The 19,615-nt window shown below is 45.9% G+C and carries 15 protein-coding genes; 8 read left to right on the top strand and 7 right to left on the bottom strand.

Annotated features, from left to right (window positions below; genetic code table 11):
- Positions 1 to 129 precede the first annotated feature (129 nt).
- On the top strand, positions 130 to 1,044 hold the full coding sequence (gene rdgC / locus AYJ58_RS17655) for a recombination-associated protein RdgC (protein ID WP_006085165.1): 915 nt from the start codon (positions 130 to 132) through the stop codon (positions 1,042 to 1,044).
- A 202-nt stretch (positions 1,045 to 1,246) separates the two neighbouring features.
- Here the strand turns inward: rdgC and AYJ58_RS17660 are convergent, their stop codons facing one another.
- Positions 1,247 to 3,064 (bottom strand): M61 family metallopeptidase, encoded by a 1,818-nt coding sequence (locus AYJ58_RS17660; RefSeq protein WP_106651122.1) that lies wholly within the window; start codon positions 3,062 to 3,064, stop codon positions 1,247 to 1,249.
- Between the two features lie 134 nt (positions 3,065 to 3,198).
- Here AYJ58_RS17660 and AYJ58_RS17665 point away from each other — a divergent pair, with 134 nt between their 5' ends.
- The 5 genes from AYJ58_RS17665 (at position 3,199) to AYJ58_RS17685 (ending at position 9,824) form a co-directional block, all read left to right on the top strand.
- Positions 3,199 to 5,361, top strand: coding sequence for a tetratricopeptide repeat protein (locus AYJ58_RS17665; RefSeq protein WP_106651123.1), 2,163 nt, complete (start codon positions 3,199 to 3,201; stop codon positions 5,359 to 5,361).
- Between the two features lie 151 nt (positions 5,362 to 5,512).
- On the top strand, positions 5,513 to 7,069 hold the full coding sequence (locus tag AYJ58_RS17670) for a GGDEF domain-containing protein (RefSeq protein ID WP_006080899.1): 1,557 nt from the start codon (positions 5,513 to 5,515) through the stop codon (positions 7,067 to 7,069).
- A 56-nt stretch (positions 7,070 to 7,125) separates the two neighbouring features.
- Positions 7,126 to 8,481, top strand: a complete 1,356-nt coding sequence (gene ppnN, locus AYJ58_RS17675; RefSeq protein WP_106651124.1) for a nucleotide 5'-monophosphate nucleosidase PpnN — start codon at positions 7,126 to 7,128, stop codon at positions 8,479 to 8,481.
- 21 nt (positions 8,482 to 8,502) lie between these two features.
- Positions 8,503 to 9,291, top strand: coding sequence for a flap endonuclease Xni (gene xni, locus AYJ58_RS17680; protein WP_106651125.1), 789 nt, complete (start codon positions 8,503 to 8,505; stop codon positions 9,289 to 9,291).
- Positions 9,292 to 9,401: 110 nt separating this feature from the next.
- Positions 9,402 to 9,824 (top strand): DUF3192 domain-containing protein, encoded by a 423-nt coding sequence (locus AYJ58_RS17685; protein ID WP_106651126.1) that lies wholly within the window; start codon positions 9,402 to 9,404, stop codon positions 9,822 to 9,824.
- A gap of 129 nt (positions 9,825 to 9,953) precedes the next feature.
- Here AYJ58_RS17685 and AYJ58_RS17690 read toward each other — a convergent pair whose 3' ends face one another.
- The gene (locus AYJ58_RS17690) at positions 9,954 to 12,788 is read right to left on the bottom strand and encodes a S9 family peptidase (RefSeq protein ID WP_106651127.1); all 2,835 of its coding nucleotides are present in this window, start codon (positions 12,786 to 12,788) and stop codon (positions 9,954 to 9,956) included.
- Between the two features lie 255 nt (positions 12,789 to 13,043).
- Here AYJ58_RS17690 and AYJ58_RS17695 point away from each other — a divergent pair, with 255 nt between their 5' ends.
- Positions 13,044 to 14,051 carry an isocitrate dehydrogenase gene (locus AYJ58_RS17695; protein ID WP_106651128.1) on the top strand — a complete coding sequence of 336 codons (1,008 nt, stop codon included), beginning with the start codon at positions 13,044 to 13,046 and terminating at the stop codon, positions 14,049 to 14,051.
- Positions 14,052 to 14,304: 253 nt separating this feature from the next.
- On the opposite strand, the gene rlmM is transcribed toward AYJ58_RS17695, so the two are convergent.
- The 4 genes from rlmM to AYJ58_RS17715 form a co-directional block, all read right to left on the bottom strand.
- Positions 14,305 to 15,390: a 23S rRNA (cytidine(2498)-2'-O)-methyltransferase RlmM gene (gene rlmM, locus AYJ58_RS17700; protein WP_106651129.1), complete on the bottom strand. Its 1,086-nt coding sequence runs from the start codon at positions 15,388 to 15,390 to the stop codon at positions 14,305 to 14,307.
- Positions 15,391 to 15,566: 176 nt separating this feature from the next.
- Positions 15,567 to 15,959 (bottom strand): DUF423 domain-containing protein, encoded by a 393-nt coding sequence (locus tag AYJ58_RS17705; RefSeq protein ID WP_106651130.1) that lies wholly within the window; start codon positions 15,957 to 15,959, stop codon positions 15,567 to 15,569.
- Positions 15,960 to 16,016: 57 nt separating this feature from the next.
- The gene (locus AYJ58_RS17710) at positions 16,017 to 16,661 is read right to left on the bottom strand and encodes an alpha/beta family hydrolase (protein WP_106651131.1); all 645 of its coding nucleotides are present in this window, start codon (positions 16,659 to 16,661) and stop codon (positions 16,017 to 16,019) included.
- Entirely contained in the window at positions 16,642 to 17,553 is a 912-nt protein-coding gene (locus tag AYJ58_RS17715) for a transcriptional regulator GcvA (RefSeq protein WP_006080889.1), read from the bottom strand. Before AYJ58_RS17715 ends, AYJ58_RS17710 begins: the two co-directional genes overlap by 20 nt.
- A gap of 211 nt (positions 17,554 to 17,764) precedes the next feature.
- Between AYJ58_RS17715 and AYJ58_RS17720 the strand changes: the two genes are divergently transcribed.
- A complete protein-coding gene (locus AYJ58_RS17720; protein WP_106651132.1) occupies positions 17,765 to 18,007 on the top strand; it encodes a hypothetical protein in 243 nt (80 codons plus the stop codon).
- Positions 18,008 to 18,135: 128 nt separating this feature from the next.
- On the opposite strand, the gene thiI is transcribed toward AYJ58_RS17720, so the two are convergent.
- Positions 18,136 to 19,590, bottom strand: coding sequence for a tRNA uracil 4-sulfurtransferase ThiI (thiI, locus tag AYJ58_RS17725; protein WP_106651133.1), 1,455 nt, complete (start codon positions 19,588 to 19,590; stop codon positions 18,136 to 18,138).
- Between the last annotated feature and the right edge of the window lie 25 nt (positions 19,591 to 19,615).

Here is a 19,615-nt window from a genome sequence, read left to right on the forward strand (position 1 = left end):
GCTGAGTTAATTCTTATGTTACAGTTTAATGAATTCTGATTAGCCACTAGAAATTAGCTGTCGAACACAGGTTTACCCCGCCCAAACTATGCCGTAAACTGCCACTTTAATTTTCAATGAGCGCCTCTTATGTGGTTTAAAAATCTTACTCTTTATCGTTTCAATAAACCTTTTGCCGTCGAAACCGAAGCGCTAGAAACTGCGTTGGCCGATTTCACTTTCTCCCCGTGCTCAAGCCAAGATGTCAGTAAATTTGGTTTCTCAAATGCGTTAGGCAAAAAAGGCAGTTCTTTGGTACACAGCGCCGACAATCGCCATCTGATCTGTGTGACTAAAGAAGAGAAAATCCTCCCAGGCCAAGTCGTCAAAGAAGCCCTAGAAGAAAAAGTCGCCCTCATTGAAGATGAAGAAAATCGTAAGATGGCGAAAAAAGAAAAAGATGCGCTAAAAGATGAAATCATCACAAGTTTACTGCCACGCGCTTTTTCACGCCGCAGCCAGACTCACGCACTGATTTTGCCAGAACTGGAAATGATCCTTGTCGACAGTTCAAGCGCCACTAAGGCCGAAGAATTGTTAGCACTCCTACGCAAAGCACTCGGTAGTCTGCCAGTGATCCCATTGAGCTTTAAAGCGCCAGTCGAATCCAATTTAACCGAATGGTTAAAACTTGGCAGCGCTCCATTACCTTTTGAAATGCAAGATGAAGCTGAACTTAAATCCGAAGCGGATGAAGGTGGCATTGTGCGTTTCAAGCAGCAGGATTTAAAAGAAGACGAAGTATTAGCTCACCTCGCAACAGGCAAGCAAGTCCACAAGTTAGCACTGCATTTCGGCCAATCGATTGCACTATTATTGCAATCGGATGCCAGCGTTAAACGCCTTAAATTCTCAGAAGAATTTAGAGCAGGTAACGATGAAGTCGGCACTGATGACCCTATGGCACGTTTAGATGCAGACTTTGCCTTAATGGGCAGCGAGTTAGTCGCCTTGATGCATGCACTCGTTGCAGCACTTGGTGGACTCGAAGAAGCGCAAGTTTAAGCTGAACTAAATTTAAGCTAAGTGAGTAACCCAAGTGAGTGAGTTAGGTAAACTAAATTAGCGACTCACTCATATTCTTCTCGGATGAGCGAGTTGAAATAACAAAAGGCGCAACTTCTAAATGAGGGTGCGCCTTTTTTATATCTACTAAACGCCTAAGATTAAGGCATTCGGCTTAATCGCAAGTCGAATCCCCTTAGCTTTAGTCATTGGTTTTAGACACTAACTCACCTTTATTATCAAACGGCCAATCAATGCCTAACCAAGCCTTAAAGAAGGCTTTTTGCTGTTTAGTCGCTTTCGCATCGCCCTTAAGCACTAGCTTACCGCTTTGCTGTTCACTAAGGGTGAGCTTAACTTGCTTGATTTTATCGTTGCTGAATAATGTTACTTCAATACTATCGCCAGCCTTAAAGTCGTTGATGCGCTTATCAAAACCTGCAGCCGTCACCTTAAGACCATTAATCGCTAATACTTCATCCCCCGCAACAATCCCCGCTTGCCATGCAGGGCCATTACGCAGCACTTGGTCTAACACTAAAGAGCCATGGACGCTGCTTAACGTCATGCCGGCAAATGCCTTGGCTTTTGAATCTTTACCATAGGACAAAACTAACCCAGCCTGCGATAACAACTCAGGGAAATCTAAACTCATCGGGCTATTCACGTTTGCCTGCCACCAAGGCGCATAATCTTTGCCAGATAAGTCTTTGAGGATATGCTGCACATCGCTAACACCATAGCCCTTTGGCACACGGTGATCTTGATATAAACGGCGATGCACATCGCGATATGAATGCTTAAGTTTCGTATCCTGCAGCAACGAGAAATCTAACGCCAAAGAGGTTAAGTAACCCTCAGAATAAATATTCACACTGTGATTAATCGCATAATCGCCGCCCGTACTGCTCCACTCTCCAGCACTCGCCTCGGCGACTGATTGGGTTTCACGCCCTGGAGTAAGCTGGTTTTTCTCCACACGTTTAGCTAAGTCTTCGAGGAACTCTTTAGGCGTCATCACCCCAGCACGCAGCAGTAACTGACCTTGGAAATAACTGGTAGAGCCTTCGGCCATCCACAGTAATTCCGTCATGTTTTCATGTTGATAATCGTATGGCACGAGTCCCGCAGGACGATAAGCCTTTACGTTCCAAGTATGGATAAACTCATGGGATGCAGTGCTAATAAAACGCAGGTAATCCTTGCGTTCACGAAAACTAAAACGCGGCAATTGGATAACCGTAGAATTTAAATGTTCTGTCGCGCCACTGGCGCCGCTAGTGGCGTGCACCATATACACATAACGATCAAAGGGATAATCATCCCAAATCGCCTTTGCTTGACCACTTAATGCCGTTAAATCCTTAACGACTTTATCGGCGTCATAGTTACCTTCACCCCAAAATACCAACTCATAACTTTTGCCATTAGCGCTGAATTGCTTATGGGTGCTGACACCGGTTTCGATAGGGGAATCAATTAACACATCGTAATTCGGTGCGATGAAAGAATGCGCTGGTGTGCCTGATGCCATACCTGAGTAACTTTGCCACGCTTCAGGAACGTTCAATTGAACCGATACCGGCTCAGAGCGAAATTGCGGGCTATACATGAACACGCCGCTGGCATCTAAGTAGGCATGGCTCGCATCAATATGGCGCACCCTTTGGCCTAATTCATTGGCATACAACTGATAACTAACCGTTACGCTGGTTGGCTGCGTGAGCGCGACTTGCCATTCACCGCTCGCGGTACGTTTCCAAGGGAGTTCCTGACCTTGATTGTCTTTGGCGCTAAATAAACGCACGCCATCGGCCAAAGGCAATACTTGATATTTTCCCGTACGCCACACAGGCAAATTGACAGTAAAATCTGTGGTCTTCACTTCAGGAAAAGTGACACTCACTTGGGCAATATGATGCTCGGGTTTAACGAGGTCAATTTGATATTTCACATCGGCTAATACTTGGCCCGAAAATAACGCACTTAATATCAAGATTGATAATCTGTTGGGTTTCACTCTTGCTTCCTTCTGTTATTATGCTTCTTATGATTTTTCCAAGTATAACAAGTCGATGTAGCATCCTCATTAGGCGCTAACAAAAGCTAACAAAATAAGTTCCTTGACTTAAGGAATGAGGAATCACAGTTCAAATGCAAAAACTCACGGTTATTTTATTTACTCTGTTGCTGTCACTGCCTTTTAGCGTTCAAAGCCGAGATATCGAAGCTGATGAAGTTGAGTTAAGAGAATCGCCACAGCAAATGTATGATGCGCTCAACCAATCCATTTCCTTCCCCCTTTCGTTTCAAAACCGTGACCAATTTGAACGTGCAGCCCAAGAGCAAGGCTACAGTCCAACCGAATTTGAACAGATTTTGTATCTGCTGACTCGGCTGAATATGGAGCCGAACGTGAAAACCAAGGTCGGTTTTCAAGACGCAAAAAGCTTGATTGCAGTTTTATCCACTGCGGCGCAATCGCCCTATGAACTTGCAATGGTCGCCATGTTGAATGGGCGTTACCTTGGCCGTACCGAGCAAAAATATCAAGAAGCGATTGGCCTATATAATGAAGCGCTCACCCGCATCAACGACAGCTATGACATCGAAGCATTGATTCTTAAGCACAATATTCATGAGCACTTAGGCGGCTTACATTTATTGATCCGCCAAGAAGTGCCAGCCCTGATGCACTTCCACACGTACCGCGACATTGCCTATAAGCTCAGAAACGATTATTTAATCGCGGCGGCAGAAGCTAGACTTGGCTTTTATTACAATTTTAATCAGCAGCTGACCAAATCATTACAGCATTACAGTGAAGCAATTCGGATCTCCAATCGTTCTAATTACCCTTCAATGAAAACCAATCTGCAATTGCAACTTTCTAAGGTATACCGTGACTTAAAGCAGTGGGATGAAGCGCTTAAAAATGCTCATGAAGCCGCGGCAGGCTTTAAAAAAATGGGCAATGACACCTATCTTTCAAGCTGTATGACAGTAATCGCCATGGTCTATGGCGAACAAGGGGATTGGAATAAAGCGATTGATTACTACCTTAATGCCCAGCAATTAGATGCCAAACGCGGTAACTATATTGCCCAAGGCCTTAATTTCCATAATCTTGGCCAAGCTTACTCAAATATTAATGACAATGTTAACGCCCTAAAATATTTACTGATGGCGAATCAAATATTTAAAGAAAAACAAAGCCATCACTATCAGGTTTATAACGAACTCTTAATTGGCGAAACCGCGCAAACCAATCAAGATTGGCCACTGATGATGACCCATGCCGACATCGCATTGGCGCTAGCCACCGACTTAAAACTGGTCAATGAACAAAAAGCCGCGCTCACACTGATTGCCACTGCGTCACAAAAACTCGGTGAATTAACCAAAACCATCGACGCCCAAACCCGCATCATAGCGCTAAGCAACACACTTGCAGAGAAAGAGAAAGACTCCCCAGTATCGGCCTCGGCCCTTGCGGAGCAGCAGCTCAAACTTGAGCTCAACATGGTACAGGGAAAACTTGCCGAGACAGTTAAGGAAAGTAACAACACTCGCACCCAACTGCTCATCTGCAGCTTGATTGCTGGACTCTTGCTGCTAGTGATTGCATATATGCTGCATCATCGCCGTAAAATCATGGCAAAAAACGCCGCATTAACCCAATTGAGCCTACAGGAGCCATTCACCCATAACTTAGGCTATGCGGCACTATTAGCCCACTTGGGCCATAATCAACATCAAGCGTCTACAACAGCTTTAGGGATTATCGCCTTCCCCGCCCAGCTATCGACCGATCTAGATTATGGCCAATATTTTAGTGATGCAGTAACCGCGCAACTGGCCACGCATCTAACCGATGCGCTCGCATCCCCTGTCTATGTGATACGCCAAGGGGTATTTGCAGTGCGCTTCACCCAAGCCGTTGAGCCGACAAACGTGATCAGCCAAATACGCCAGAAACTCGACCAACAGCACATAGTCCATCATTTCCGCCTTGGTTTTGCCAACTTGCCACTGCTGGCGAAATCTGAAATTAAAATGGCCGCGAAATTAAAGTTTGAAACCGTGCAGATGGCGCTCGCCTGTGCCCGCAGTTTAGAGGGAAGTGACGATTATTATGTTGCCCTTAGAGCGCTCGATTTTGTCCCTCTGAGCTTGTTTGCCAATCCACTATTTTTACACCTTGAAAAAGGCATTGAGCGTGGATTAATCAGATTAGAGACCAACGGCAATAAAGAGGATGTTCGCTGGCCTTGCTGGGAAAATAACCAAGATAGGCAATTATTGGAAAATATTTGATCAATATCGGTAATTAATCACAGAGTCACAGGCAAATCGCATTTGCACTCTACGCCCAGTGTTATAACATTAGTATCATATGAGTTAACAGCTAATCTGGACATAGGATTGTCATGTTTTTTAGCCTTGCAGAGTTAGGACAATACTCAGGATGAAGGATTCAAGCGCTACAGTTTCACAACTTGCCTTGCTGCAACAGAAACTCCATTCGGCCAAACTTGCCCTTGATGAAGTTAATGAAGATAGAAATGCAAAGTTACAGACATTACTCCAATTTATTGGTCACTTAAGTCTCGCCTGTAAAGGGCAAAATCTTGAGCTGGATAATAAACTCGCCAAACTTCGCCATAACTTAAATACGTTTGAGCGAGTCGATGAGGCATTGCCAGAATTAGTTGATGTCGAGCGCCTGCTAAAAGGCCAATATCACCATGTGATGGTACAACTCGAAGAGAGTCGTACTGGTTTGTCACAGGTGATCCGTCAAATCCAACGCGTTAACTCTGCACCTGAAAAACTCAAAAAAGAAGTTAATTACTTCAAACAAGATCTGGCTAAACCTTTCCACACGGTTTGGGAATATATTCCTAAAGTTAAGCAAATCATCGGCTTCTACGAAACCATATTACAGCTACAATTTAACGAATCAGAAAAACTCGATGTCTTGCCTAAGCACAGGCAGCTAGCCCATGAGCTGGCACAAATGATTTCAGAAATCGAGTTCCGTAAAGATCAGCGTGACCAAGTCCTAGTGATCAAAGAAGTGCTCTCTTCTGAGATTGAAGTTGACAGTTTGCTCGAAGCCTACCAAACCATTTTAGCCTTATTGCTTGATAACATCGCCCGCGAGAAATCGGCATCGCAAGAGTTTTTGTTTGCCCTCAACGATGCCTTAGCCGCAGTGCGCGAAGTAGTCAGTGAGTCTTACAACCACAATCAACGCAGCTTCCAGCTCAAGACCCAGTTGAATCGTGAGATTAATACCCGTGTCGATAACGCCGGTGAAATCATTATCGATGTCGAAGATGTCGTCGATCTTAAAGCCCAATTAACTGAGCAACTTAACTCCATTCGCTCGGCATTAGCCCGTAAAGAAGCCTTAGAGCAAAGAGAACAGGCCTTACTGCGTAAATCAATGGAAACAATGCGCAAAGAGCTTAATGAGTTAAGTAACGAGGCAAATACCTACAAAGAGCGATTGTTTGAACAACAAAAACTCAACTTGCTCGATAGCTTAACTCAATTGCCTAACCGTGCCGCGTTAGAAGAGCGCATGGATTTGGAATACCGCAACTATCAACGGCATAAATCTCCACTTTGGGTGGCGGTTGCCGATATTGACCACTTTAAAACCATCAACGACAGCTTTGGCCACAGCACGGGTGATAAAACCTTGCAGGTGATTGCAATGGCATTGAAAAATTCACTACGAGATACCGAATTTGTGGCCCGTTATGGCGGCGAAGAATTTGTCCTGTTATTACCTGATGTCGCACCTGCTGATATCGCTCAACTTTTAAACAGAGTGCGCGAGAAAGTAAAAAATATTCCATTTAAATTTAAAAATCAGAGAATTACAGTTACAGTATCTATAGGGGCTGCGCAAGTTATGGGAAGTGAGCTCATACATGAGACCTTCGAACGCGCCGATGCAGCACTCTATAAAGCAAAACACGAAAGCAGAGACAGGGTTGTGATTGACGTATAATTGAGCCCCACTATACGTCTTCTCTAATCACTCCTGTCATGACGAAGGAGTGATAAATGATAGTAAAAGTCAGCCCTAAGGGCAGCATGGATCAGCTTTCGCAACTTGAAGTTGATCGCCTCAAAAAAAGTGCCAAAAGCGCACTATATCAACTGTACCGCAACTGCTCCTTAGCAGTACTTGCTGCGGGTTTAAAAACCGACAACTCTAAAGCCCTATTCGAGCAATACCATGATTTTGATATCCACGTCCTACAACGTGAACGCGGAGTTAAATTAGAACTGGTCAATCCCCCTGAACAAGCCTTTGTCGATGGCCAGATTATCACCGGCATTCAAGAACATCTGTTCTCAGTTTTACGCGACATCCTCTATATCAGCGACAGATACGACTCACTCAAACACATTAATCTGACCAACGCCCACCATATCACCAATGTGGTGTTTGATATTTTGCGTAACGCGCGGGCGATTGCCCCCATGAAAGACCCTAACGTCATCGTCTGTTGGGGCGGACACAGCATCAATGCCATCGAATACCAGTATACCCGCGAGGTCGGTTATCAACTTGGCCTAAGGGAATTAGATATTTGCACTGGCTGCGGTCCTGGCGCGATGGAAGGCCCGATGAAAGGCGCGGCTATAGGTCATGCCAAACAAAGGATCAAAAATGCCCGCTATATTGGTTTGACTGAGCCAAGTATTATTGCCGCCGAACCACCAAATCAAATCGTCAATGAACTGGTGATCTTACCCGATATTGAAAAACGCCTCGAAGCCTTCGTGCGCTTAGGCCACGGCATTATTATTTTCCCAGGAGGTGCTGGCACGGCGGAAGAATTACTCTATATCTTAGGTATCTTACTCAACGAAGAAAATCAAGAAACCCCTTTCCCGCTGATCCTCACTGGCCCCACGGAAAGCGCTGATTACTTCATCAAAATTGATGAGTTTATTGCCTCAACTTTAGGCCCAGAAGCTCAGAAAAAGTATCAAATCATCATAGATAATCCCACTGAAGTAGCGCGTATCATGAAGAAAAGCATGGAGCAAGTGAAAGCCTATCGCCGCTCAACGGGTGATGCTTACCAATATCAGTGGGCACTGAAGATTGAATCTGAATTCCAGTTACCTTTTATCCCGAGCCACGAGGTGATGGCAAACTTGGACTTGCACTTCCAAACCAATAAAGCCGAGCTTGCCGCCAACCTGCGCAAAGCGTTTTCGGGTATAGTGGCGGGTAACGTCAAGTCGGAAACAATCAAGCACATAGAGCGTGATGGACCCTTCCAATTAAAAGGCGATCCCAAGCTCATGGATATGATGGATAAACTCTTGAGTGCATTTGTACAACAACAAAGAATGAAGCTTCCCGGAAGCGCCTATATTCCTTGCTACCAAATAGTGAAATAGAGAGCGAAACAACGACACCCCATGAACAAGTTTTTAATCATCGATGGTCTCAACTTGGTTCGCCGCATCTATGCGGCGATCCCCGATGAAACAGATATGCAAAGCCTCACAGAGCGCGTCAGTTCGGCGTGCACTAAACTGTTGCGGGTACATCGCCCTACCCATGTGGCTATCGTGTGGGACGGTGATGAAATCTCATGGCGTAAACAGCTTTATCCCGATTACAAAAAAGGCCGTAAACCTATGCCAGAACCACTGGCACAGGGTTTAGTTGCGCTGCAAGACCATTTAACCGCAATGCATATTGCCTCTATTTATGCGGCGGCTGAAGCCGATGATGTGATTGCGACACTGGCGATAAAAACCGCCAAAGCGCAAGGTGAAGCCATAATTGTGTCCACAGACAAAGGTTTTAGTCAGCTTAATCATCGCCAAATCAGTCAATGGGATCACTTTAATCAGCAATACCTCGATATTGCGGCATTGGAACAAAAACTTGGCGTTGAGCGCAGCCAATTTCTCGACTTGATGGCATTAGCGGGCGACAGCGGTAATAAAATACCCGGTATTGCAGGCATAGGCCCTAAGTCGGCCGCCGAGTTATTGAAAACCTTTAGAAGCTTACCGACCTTGTTTTCATCCTTATCCAACCTAGGCGCTAAGCAAGCGAAGAAGCTCGCCGAGGGCAAAGAGATGGCGAGGCTGAGTTATAAGCTGGCGCAGTTACAAACGGACCTACCACTCAATATCAACTTGAAAGACTTTCGCGTGATTGACTCCCCACCTGAAAAAACCACCAATCAAGACTAAACTTCTGTTAATACAAAGTTGCAATTAACGCATTTACCTTAGCGCAACAAAAGCGTATTTTATGGACGTGCTCAAGTGACTCATTTAATGAGGTAAAGGAATAACTATAAATGAAATCAAAAGTTTCAGTAATTATCGGTAGTATTTTTGCCGCCTACGTCGTCTTTGTTGCCGTGGTTGTACTGGTTTATGAACCAACGCCAGAAGACATGAATTGGGAAGACAGACAGGCCTATAACAGCCAGAAGATGAACGATTTGACCTTAGGGCAAAATATCGGTTCGGTAAAAGAATTGCTCGGTAAAGCCGACTTTTCAGAGGCCAAAGCCGTCAAAGAAACTAAGTTACAGGTGCTCTTTTATCGCACTCACCATGAGAAATCAGACGGTGTGACGACCAAAGAGGAATGTACCCCGCTTATTTTTGAAAATGATAAGTTGATTGCTTGGGGCCAAGATACCTATAAGCAATACCTCGATGCGGGCACAGACACTGTGCTCACTTCCGCCCACGAGACATTGAGCAGTAAATAAATACGGCCGACTGTGAATAAAAACGCCACCTAATCGGTGGCGTTTTTATTTTCATAATTACCAACTGAACGTCTTAGTGACAGCATACCTAGGTCACTCAGCGCAATACCAATAAGCTAAACCAGTCGCTTATTCATCATCGGCCTTGTACTCGACATAGGCTTCGCCTTTGCTGAGCCATTCTGGCGCGGGTTTACCCTTCAGATAATGGTCGAAATACTGCATCATACGAATGCTGTAATCGAGCTTGTTCGGATACTTTTTCAAGTGATGCGGCTCATCCTCGTATTGTAAGAACACCACATCTTTACCCGCACGACGCATGGCCAAATACATTTCAACACCTTGTTCCCAAGGCACCGCATCGTCCTTATCACCAAACATGATCATCAAAGGCGTTTGAATTCGGTCAGCGTAAAATACTGGCGAGTTTTCAATGTACTTTTGTGGCGCGGCAAACAAACTCGCGCCAATGCGACTTTGGCCAGTTTCATACTGGAACTGACGCGCAATACCCGTACCATGGCGAATACCACTGTAGGCGCTGGTCATGTTCGATACCGGCGCACCCGCGGCCGCCGCCTTAAACATCTTAGTCTGAGTGATGGCAAACGCCGTTTGATAACCACTCCAAGAATGACCTTGCAGCCCAATAGCATCGGGATCGGCAATGCCCATCTCAATCAGCTTTTGCACGCCAGAGGTGAGCGCTTGCACCGAACTCGCACCTGGGTAACCAATTTCAAAACGAATATCCGGTAGGAACACCGCATAGCCATTATTGATATACCAAGCAAAATTAGGTCTGTGGTTAATTTTCATCTGCGGGAAGGCGTGCAGTCTATCCGTCATAAAACGATAGTAATAAACCAGTACAGGATAGCGCTTACCCGCTTTATAATTGGTCGGCTTGATCAGCACCCCATCTAACGGCTTACCATCGCCATTCGTCCAGTGAACTAACTCAGATTGGCTCCAGTTGAAGGCTTGACGCTGCTTGTCTAAATCCGTTTGCTTAAGCGCATTTTGCGGGGCGCTATAGTTAGCTGTATACAAGTCAGGGAATAAGTCGAAACGCTCCTTAGAAAACACGATAGTATCAGCGTCTTTGCTGCGGTCTAACACAGTCAATTTATACTCGCCTTTCATCAGCGTCTTCACGCCTGCTGCGCCGAGCGTCGCTTGGTAGAAACCATCGGCCTTGGTTTTATCGCTATAACCGTGGAGTAACACAGTGGCGTTATAGGCAAGTTCGGTCGGCTCATCGGGATTATCGACTAAGCCCTCGAGACGATATTGGATTTTCTGGGTGCGCCCTTTGCCTGCGGTTAGCGCAAAACCTGCCTTAGATTCAGTATTAAACTGCCAGACATCGTATTTATCGTAAACTAAGAACCCTGCGTCATCTTTAAGCCAAGGACCAAAACCGTATCCCGGCGCGCTCGATGGATAGTCATGGTCTTCATCGGCAAAGCTGACCTTTAATGATCTTGTCAGATTAGTGCGATGAGCCTCAGCAATATCGTAAAGATACACATTACCTTGCTGATAATAAGCCACATACTTGCCGTTACCCGACAAACTTGGCTCGGCATCGCTCGGCTGCTGAGTCAAAAAAGGCACCTTACTACCAGTGTTAATGTCGACCAGATAATAGTCTTGATAGAAACCCGCCCACGTCGCCATCTTGCGATAGGGCAAATCTGAACTCGCCAACATAAAGCGCTTATGCTGTGAAATCGTCACATCTGGCACGGTTTTATCGCCAAGCTGCACCACGTTATTTGAGCCTAAATGCAATACCGCAAGGTAAGTGCGTTTTTGCTCATCCTCATATTGCTTGATTTCGTGAGGTTTAATCCGTGGGTCGTCACCATGCCACACCTTAAGCCCGCGCTGTCCAGTAACAATATCGGCATCGAACAGGTCTTTTTCTTCGGTGATTTTCTGCAAACTAAGCTGCTGGCTCACCTCTGGCACGCGGCCGAAGAACAGGCGTTCGCTGTCCAATGAGAAGCGTAAACTTGTGTGGCGATTAAGTTTCCACTCAGGTGACTCAGGAGTTTTACTGATTTTACCCGATTGCAAATCGACCAGCGATAACTGATAGCTGCGACCATAGGGCAACTCGCTATCTTTGCCCTGCGTAAACGCTAGCCAACGACCATTTTTAGCCAGCGCTAACGCGCCAACCTGTTGGCTAGGCGAGTCAAAAGCAACGGTTTTTTGGTGGGTACGTAAATCCACTAACTGCAATTGATGCTGTTTATTGGCGATATCGTTCACCGCTAACGCAAGTCGATGGCTCCCCTTATCAAACACATAACCTGTCACTTGCTCAACATCGATGCGCTGGGTTTGACCGTCTAAACTAAGCAAAGTAAAACGGCGGCCTTGGTCAAACTTATCAACCTTTGGCTTATCCGCTTTAGCAGGAGTTTGTATGCCTGCTTCAGCGAGTTTTTCGATGGTTTTAGGCTCAGCATCTTTTTTAGACTCTTCATCGGCATCAAACCACATTGCCAAATGTTTACCGTCATCACTGAACACGAATTCCTTCACGCGCTCAAAGCGGGTTTGAGTGCCCGTTTGGGTATCGAGTAATACCATGTCAGATTTGAGTTTTTTCTTCGCCTTGGCATCACTCGTTTCGCGCGTGAGCAAACTCGGTTTGACCACCACAGCCACAAAGCGTCCATCGTGACTCACTAAAGGATCTGACCCACCCGCAATTTGATAACTTTGCTGCGACAGCACATTTTTCACAATGACGTGACTATCCCCGCGATCGGGCGCAGACTCGACCGCGATAACTTGGCCCTTATCTGCGATAACCGGTTTTTCAAGGGACTCAAAGTGCATTATGTCTGTGAGGATGAGCGGTTTAGTGCTGGTTTCAGCCTGCACGGCAGGCAATATTCCAAGGGATAACAGCACCAGAGATGTGATAGGGATTAACTTCAATGTCTTCCTCTTTTATATATTTGTTAGACTAAAGTAGACTTTTTTAACCATTGGCTCTCCATCATGGTGAGAACCCAGTATTTTTACAAGTTATACCACATAAAAAATCGTGATATTGCTCACTATTTCCTGTGAAGTTTGACTAAAGATGGTTAAAATAATAGACAGAAAAAATACCAAATTCATAGTCCTGCTACCCAGTTAACGCTGGGGGCAGACAATTGCAGTAACGACGAACCGTGGAAGGACTTCTCCATGTCAAAAAGAACGATAACCGTAATTCCAGGTGATGGAATTGGCCCAAGTATTATTGATTCAGCCTTAAAAATTCTCGATAAAGCAGGCTGTGATTTTGAATATGAATTTGCCGATGCTGGCCTGACTGCACTCGAAAAGCAAGGCGAATTACTGCCACAACGCACCTTAGAATTAATCGAAAAAAATCGTATCACGCTAAAAGGTCCATTGACGACGCCAGTAGGTGAAGGCTTTACCTCTATCAACGTAACTTTACGTAAAAAATTCGGTCTGTACGCTAACGTGCGCCCAGTACTGTCTTTTAAAGGTACACAAGCGCGTTACGAGAACATCGACATCATCACAGTACGTGAAAACACCGAAGGCATGTATTCTGGCCACGGCCAAAAAGTATCTGACGATGGTTTAACGGCTGAAGCGACCAGTATCGTGACTCGCCAAGGTGCCGAGCAAATCGCCACTTTCGCCTACGAACTGGCCCGCAAAGAAAACCGCAAGAAAGTCACTATCGTGCACAAAGCTAACATCATGAAGTCAACGTCAGGCCTGTTCCTCAAAGTGGCCCGTGAAGTGAGCCTACGTTACCCAGACATCAAGACAGAAGAAATGATCGTCGATGCAACGTGCATGAAGCTAGTAATGAACCCAGAAAACTTCGATGTGATCGTGACGACCAACCTGTTCGGTGACATTTTATCGGATCTGTGTGCCGGTTTAGTCGGCGGTTTAGGTATGGCACCAGGTGCAAACATTGGCCGTGATGCTGCGATTTTCGAAGCCGTTCACGGTAGTGCACCGGATATCGCTGGCAAAAACCTCGCGAACCCAACCTCAGTGATTTTAGCCTCTATCCAGATGCTGGAATATTTAGGTATGGCTGACAAAGCTGAGCAAATCCGTAAAGCAGTATCAGCAGTGATCGAAGAAGGCGACCGTACCACTCGCGATTTAGGCGGCACTCACGGCACGACTGACTTCACTCAAGCGGTGCTTGAGCGTCTGTGATCTCAATACTGAGCGCGTTTAAGACGAGTCTATAACTCGCTTGTTCAAGCTTAAGCTTCATAAGAAGTAAGCGCTTGAAACTCAAATGAGTAAACACGAAAAAGCCCCAAAGTTTCCTTTGGGGCTTTTTGTTATCTGGCTTTTAAACCTGCATGACTTTAAAACTGCGTAGCTTTAAACTTGCGTAGTTTTTAAAGCCGCCTAACGATTACCGTGATTGCGACAGCAAGATCAACGCAGGTTATCGCAGGAATTAATTCCATGCGGTATTAGGACGTAGCCATAAATGCACTGTCACTTCATCACGATCGTGATAAAGATGCTTACACTGCACTTTAAAATCGGTCACGCCGTTCTCTTTAAGAATGGTCTGCATGGTCTCAAGAATGGCAGTGACTTCTTTATAGCGGCTTTTCATCGGTAATTTAAGGTTGAAAATCGCTTCCTTAAACCAACCGTTAATCGCCCAAGCTTCAATCAGTTCGGCAACGCGCGCTGGTTTCTCAACCATGTCGCACACTAACCAATAGATATTTTTGCGCTGTGGCTCGAAACGGAAACCATCTTCACGGTAATGCTTCACTTGGCCCGTTTCCATGAGTTTCTCATCCATGGGACCATTATCGACAGCCGACACAAACATGCCGCGACGCACCAGTTGATAAGTCCAGCCACCCGGGCAAGCGCCCAAATCTACTGAGTTCATCCCACTGCGAATACGCTCTTCTTGCTCTTCCTTAGGCACGAATTGGCCAAAGGCCTCATCGAGTTTTAGGCTAGAACGACTCGGAGCATCCGCCGCCATTTTCAGACGTGGAATCCCCATAAAGTGTGGCGAGCTGTTATTGCTGTAGGAATAACCCACATAGGCACGGCCGGGTCCGATAAAACACACGTGGATAATCGGACGTTTTGGATTTTCCTGCGCGAGCAAACTGCCAGATTTTTTCAAATGCTGGCGTAAAGGCACAGTAAACTTACGGCAAAAAGCCGATAGCTCTTTCGCTTCGTTAGTGTCAGGCGTTTCAACCCGCACTTCACCCGCCTTGCTGACGTCACTGAGCGCCGCCACGATTGGGCTGACTCTGTCGCTTTCAGGCAAATCGACTAACAAGTCGCTGGCAGCAAACATCTGGCGAGCAAAAATGAGCGAATCTAAAGGCAGTTGTTTGACTAAGGTATCTGCGGCGTCATCTTCAAAACATTGGTACACGACATAAGCATCGTTATTGTTGGCCTTAACAAAGCCACCCACATTGAGCTCACCGGCTCGCTGTTGGATTTCTGCAGCGCATTCTTTTTCAAAGCCTGCGCGGCAAAATAAAAATAGGTTTTTCATGGGGATCCCTGAGAAATCCAAGCCAAAGCTTTGGCTGACTATCGATTTGGGCGTCAGTATACCAATTTCAATCCATAAATGCCCTATTTGCCTACTGCGGACCTTGAATGCGATTGGAGAAATAAAAAAGGCTTAGGTGCGCCCTAAGCCTGTTAACTCACACTTAACGTTCGAGATTAAGACTCGTGACCGTCAATGACTTTATGGCGCCATACCGCAGCGGCAAATAATAACCAGCCGAGTAAGAAACAACCGCCACCCATCGGCGTAATAGGGCCAAGCCACTTAGTGCCAAACAATGCCAGTCCGTATAACGAGCCAGAAAACAACACTATGCCTGCAATAAACAAATAGGCTGACCAATCCAATAAACGTGAGGTTAACCATTGGCCCGAAAAGGCAACCATGATTAAGGCGAAGGTATGGTAGAAATGGTATTGCACCCCAAGATTAAACACCTCAATCAAATCCGGTGGTGCGACTGCTTTTAAACCATGGGCACCAAAAGCCCCTAAGGCGACGGCTAAAAATCCGCTCACGGCGGCGAGTAACAATAGACCTTTACGCATTTAACTCTCCTGCTGGAATGGGCTTAACTCATTCAACATTCATCACTCAACATTAAGCTAACCAATAAAATCGCTAGATAAATCAATGGCACGTGCAAGGTTAGCCGCTTCAGTGGTACCTGACGACTTTCTTGGGACAAAACTATGATCGCCGTCGGTTATCCAAGCTAATCCTATACCAGCTTTCAAGGGCCAACTTGGGATCTGCGCTTTGCCACCAAACTTATCCCGCTCGCCCTGTACGACTAATACTGGGACTTGGCATTCATTCAAAGGTTCCAATCTAGGCTCACCGCCTTTAAGTGGCACAAAGGGATAACCTAAACAAATCACTCTATCGATGCGCGAAGCTAGCGCAGGATCGCAGGCTAATAACGCCGCCATACGCCCGCCCATAGATTTGCCCATCAGTACGACGCGCTCGACCTTAGGTTGTGAATGAGCGATATCGAGCATCTGAGTAAAACACGCGAGCAATTTAGGCGCGCGGTCCGGTGGACGCCGTTTGCCATCGACGGCATTGGCCTGCATATAGGGAAAATTAAAGCGCATCACTTGGCAGCCTTTAGCCACCAGCCCCACCGACATGGCCTGCATAAACTCAGAGTCCATGTTAGCGCCCGCGCCGTGGGCCAATAAAACCACAGTGCTCGCAGGCTCACCCTCTAACACAAAACTTGGCTTATCCGGGCAACAACTCACTACGCGACTCCTCAGCAAACATATCTAACATCCATTCACGAAACGCGACGACCTTACCAAGTTCAGCGTGATTCTGCTGGCAAACCAAGTAGTAAGCATCTTTACTGACCAAGACTTCTTGGAATGGGCACACAAGACGCCCCGCTTTTATATCGGGACGCGCCAGTACGCTGTAACCTAAAGCCACGCCTTGACCATGGGCCGCCGCCTGCAATACCAAGGACGAATGACTGAAGATGGGGCCTTGGTTCACATTAATATCGTTAATCCCACATTGTCTAAACCACGCCTGCCAATCGTGACGATTCATATCATGTAATAGCGTGTGATATTTTAAATCGCTCGGTTTTGACAGTGGCTTAGGGCCATTGAGTAACATGGGCGAACACACAGGAATGAGCACTTCGTTTCTGAGCTTATCGGCACGCAAGCCAGGCCAATTGCCTAAACCATAATAAATCGCCACATCCACATCATCGGTTAGTGAGCTGGCTTCGGTATCGACAGCTTTAATACGCACGTCGATATCGGGGTTTTTCTCACTGAACTTTGCCAAACGCGGCACTAACCATTGAATCGCAAAACTGGGCGACATACTGACCGTCAGCGAGCCAATCGCACTGCGGGCGAGTAATCGGTCGGTAGCATCGGCGAGTTGAATAAAGATGTCTTTGATGTCGAGAAAGTAGCTCTGCCCTTCTTCAGTTAAAAGCAAAGAACGGTTTTTTCGGCGAAATAATTTTAATCCGAGGAAATCTTCTAATGCCTTTATTTGATGGCTCACCGCAGCTTGCGTAACAAACAATTCTTCTGCTGCCCGCGTAAAGCTCAAATGCCGCGCGGCAGCCTCAAATGCTTTAACCGCATTAAGCGGTGGTAATCGTCTCGACATAGTGATCTCAGTCTCGTTTTTTAATTAGTTTTTCTAATCCGTATTGTTACATTTAATCGTTTGTAAAGGCCAGTGATTTTGGTTAAATTTTGCGCCATTGAAACAGCGGTATCCACGAAACACTTATATCTATGAAACACCCTAGTTGGACAATCTCAAAGTTGGTGATGGGAATGTCTGACAGCGTTAATTTGTCAGCCCGGAGGCGACTATGTTTAATTTAAAATCAGCGTTTGCGTTAGCGATAATTTCAGCACTCAGCTTAAATGCCAGTGCTAATGTACTCGTTGACGAAATCGTCATCGATACTAGCGACTTACAAGCCAGTATCACTGCAGATTTAACCGCTGCAATGAATAAAATGCACCAAGAAGTGCTGCAAGAAGCCACGCTATTGATTGCCACAGATGATGTCGCATCAAATCAGCAGGTCGTTAAGCCTAATAGCTTATAAGACAACACTAATTCAGGTTTTCAACCCAAGACCTAACAAAAAGCCGCATTAATATGCGGCTTTTTTGTATCCTAGACCTATGGCACTTCCCACTGACAAGACGTGTCAGTGGGCAAGTTTGCCTGGATTTATGGGCGATACACTTTGACGTTCGTGTAGCCTTGCTCGATTAAATACAATGCCTGCAATTTACTCATCACCCCACGCTCACAATACAGCAAATAAGTCTTTTGCTTATCGAGATCGGCAAATTGAGTCGCTAACTTGAAGAATGGGATACGTTTGATCTCAATACCTTCAATGTGCAGCGGTTTGCTTTCCTCTTCTTCTGGGGCGCGAATATCAATGACCACTTGGTTGCTATCGATACTGGCAACCGTTTCAGTTTCAGTAATCCGAGTATCCATTTGTTCTGCGATCTCCCTGATATCAATAGTGACAGACTGGGCGATGATTTGATCAATCAAATCTTCAGAGAACTTCTTCTCTTCCGCTTCAACTTTCGCTAATACCGCTTTAACCGTTGGCTTTTGCGAAATCACGCCGCAATATTCAGGCATAGACTTGGCAAAATCTTCGGTGCCGATTTTACGACTCTCGTTGATAATGTCTTGTTTATCCATGGCGATCAGCGGACGTAAAATCAGCAGCTCAGTACAGCGGTCAATCACGTTTAAATTGGTCAGCGTTTGGCTAGATACTTGACCTAAACTTTCACCGGTTACCAAGGCTTGAATGCCCATACGTTCTGCAATGCGCGCCGCAGTGCGCATCATCATACGCTTGAGCACTACGCCCATTTGGCCATTATCAATACGCTCTAAAATCTCAGCAACCACAGGCTCAAAAGGCACAGAGATAAACTTCACCTTGTGGGATTCGCCGTAGGTTTTCCACAAATGGTAGGCCACTTGTTTAACGCCAATTTCGTGCTGCGCGCCGCCCAGATTAAAGAAGCAATAATGGGTACGCGCGCCCTTTTTGATAAACTGATAGCTTGACACACCTGAGTCAAAACCACCTGAAATCAAAGACAACACATCTTCCTGCGTCGCCATCGGGAAGCCACCTAAGCCTTCAATACGCTTAGTGACCATGTAAAGATTATCGCGGTCAATTTCAAGGTTAACGGTAATATCGGGATTCTTTAAACGTACGCCTAAAGCATCGGTAAACTGATTTAAGCCGCCGCCGACGTAACGCTCCACTTCGATAGAATTAAAATCGTGATCGCCTGAGCGCTTAACTCGCACGCAGAAGGTTTTACCCGCGAGTTGGTCACGGTAAACAGGCAAGACTTGCTGATAAATATCATCTACAGATTCAAAGCTGTACTCGTCCACTTGTACTACGTGGGCAATACCAGGAATACACGCCAAACGCTCACCGAAGGCTTGGGCCAATTCTGGCTTATCCTTTGGTACCATCACCATAATGCGGTCCCACTGACGTTGAACTTTAGCGTCTTCGTCGACTTTTTTGAGCACATTACGTATGTTGGTTTCGAGCATTTTGGTGAAGCGCATGCGTACAGGCTTGCTCTTCATCATGATTTCTGGGTACAGCTTTACAATAAACTTCATGGGATTTCCGCGGGCAATTTTAAAA

This window comes from Shewanella sp. Pdp11 (genome assembly GCF_002838165.1).
In the GTDB taxonomy this organism is placed as follows: domain Bacteria; phylum Pseudomonadota; class Gammaproteobacteria; order Enterobacterales; family Shewanellaceae; genus Shewanella; species Shewanella hafniensis.

What these genes read in the sequence shown, in the direction of transcription:
- rdgC (WP_006085165.1), top strand. Translation starts at nt 130, where the DNA reads ATGTGGTTTAAAAATCTTACTCTTTATCGTTTCAATAAACCTTTTGCC.
- AYJ58_RS17665 (WP_106651123.1), top strand. Translation starts at nt 3,199, where the DNA reads ATGCAAAAACTCACGGTTATTTTATTTACTCTGTTGCTGTCACTGCCT.
- AYJ58_RS17670 (WP_006080899.1), top strand. Translation starts at nt 5,513, where the DNA reads ATGAAGGATTCAAGCGCTACAGTTTCACAACTTGCCTTGCTGCAACAG.
- ppnN (WP_106651124.1), top strand. Translation starts at nt 7,126, where the DNA reads ATGATAGTAAAAGTCAGCCCTAAGGGCAGCATGGATCAGCTTTCGCAA.
- xni (WP_106651125.1), top strand. Translation starts at nt 8,503, where the DNA reads ATGAACAAGTTTTTAATCATCGATGGTCTCAACTTGGTTCGCCGCATC.
- AYJ58_RS17685 (WP_106651126.1), top strand. Translation starts at nt 9,402, where the DNA reads ATGAAATCAAAAGTTTCAGTAATTATCGGTAGTATTTTTGCCGCCTAC.
- AYJ58_RS17695 (WP_106651128.1), top strand. Translation starts at nt 13,044, where the DNA reads ATGTCAAAAAGAACGATAACCGTAATTCCAGGTGATGGAATTGGCCCA.
- rlmM (WP_106651129.1), bottom strand. Translation starts at nt 15,390, where the DNA reads ATGAAAAACCTATTTTTATTTTGCCGCGCAGGCTTTGAAAAAGAATGC.
- AYJ58_RS17705 (WP_106651130.1), bottom strand. Translation starts at nt 15,959, where the DNA reads ATGCGTAAAGGTCTATTGTTACTCGCCGCCGTGAGCGGATTTTTAGCC.
- AYJ58_RS17715 (WP_006080889.1), bottom strand. Translation starts at nt 17,553, where the DNA reads ATGTCGAGACGATTACCACCGCTTAATGCGGTTAAAGCATTTGAGGCT.
- AYJ58_RS17720 (WP_106651132.1), top strand. Translation starts at nt 17,765, where the DNA reads ATGTTTAATTTAAAATCAGCGTTTGCGTTAGCGATAATTTCAGCACTC.
- thiI (WP_106651133.1), bottom strand. Translation starts at nt 19,590, where the DNA reads ATGAAGTTTATTGTAAAGCTGTACCCAGAAATCATGATGAAGAGCAAG.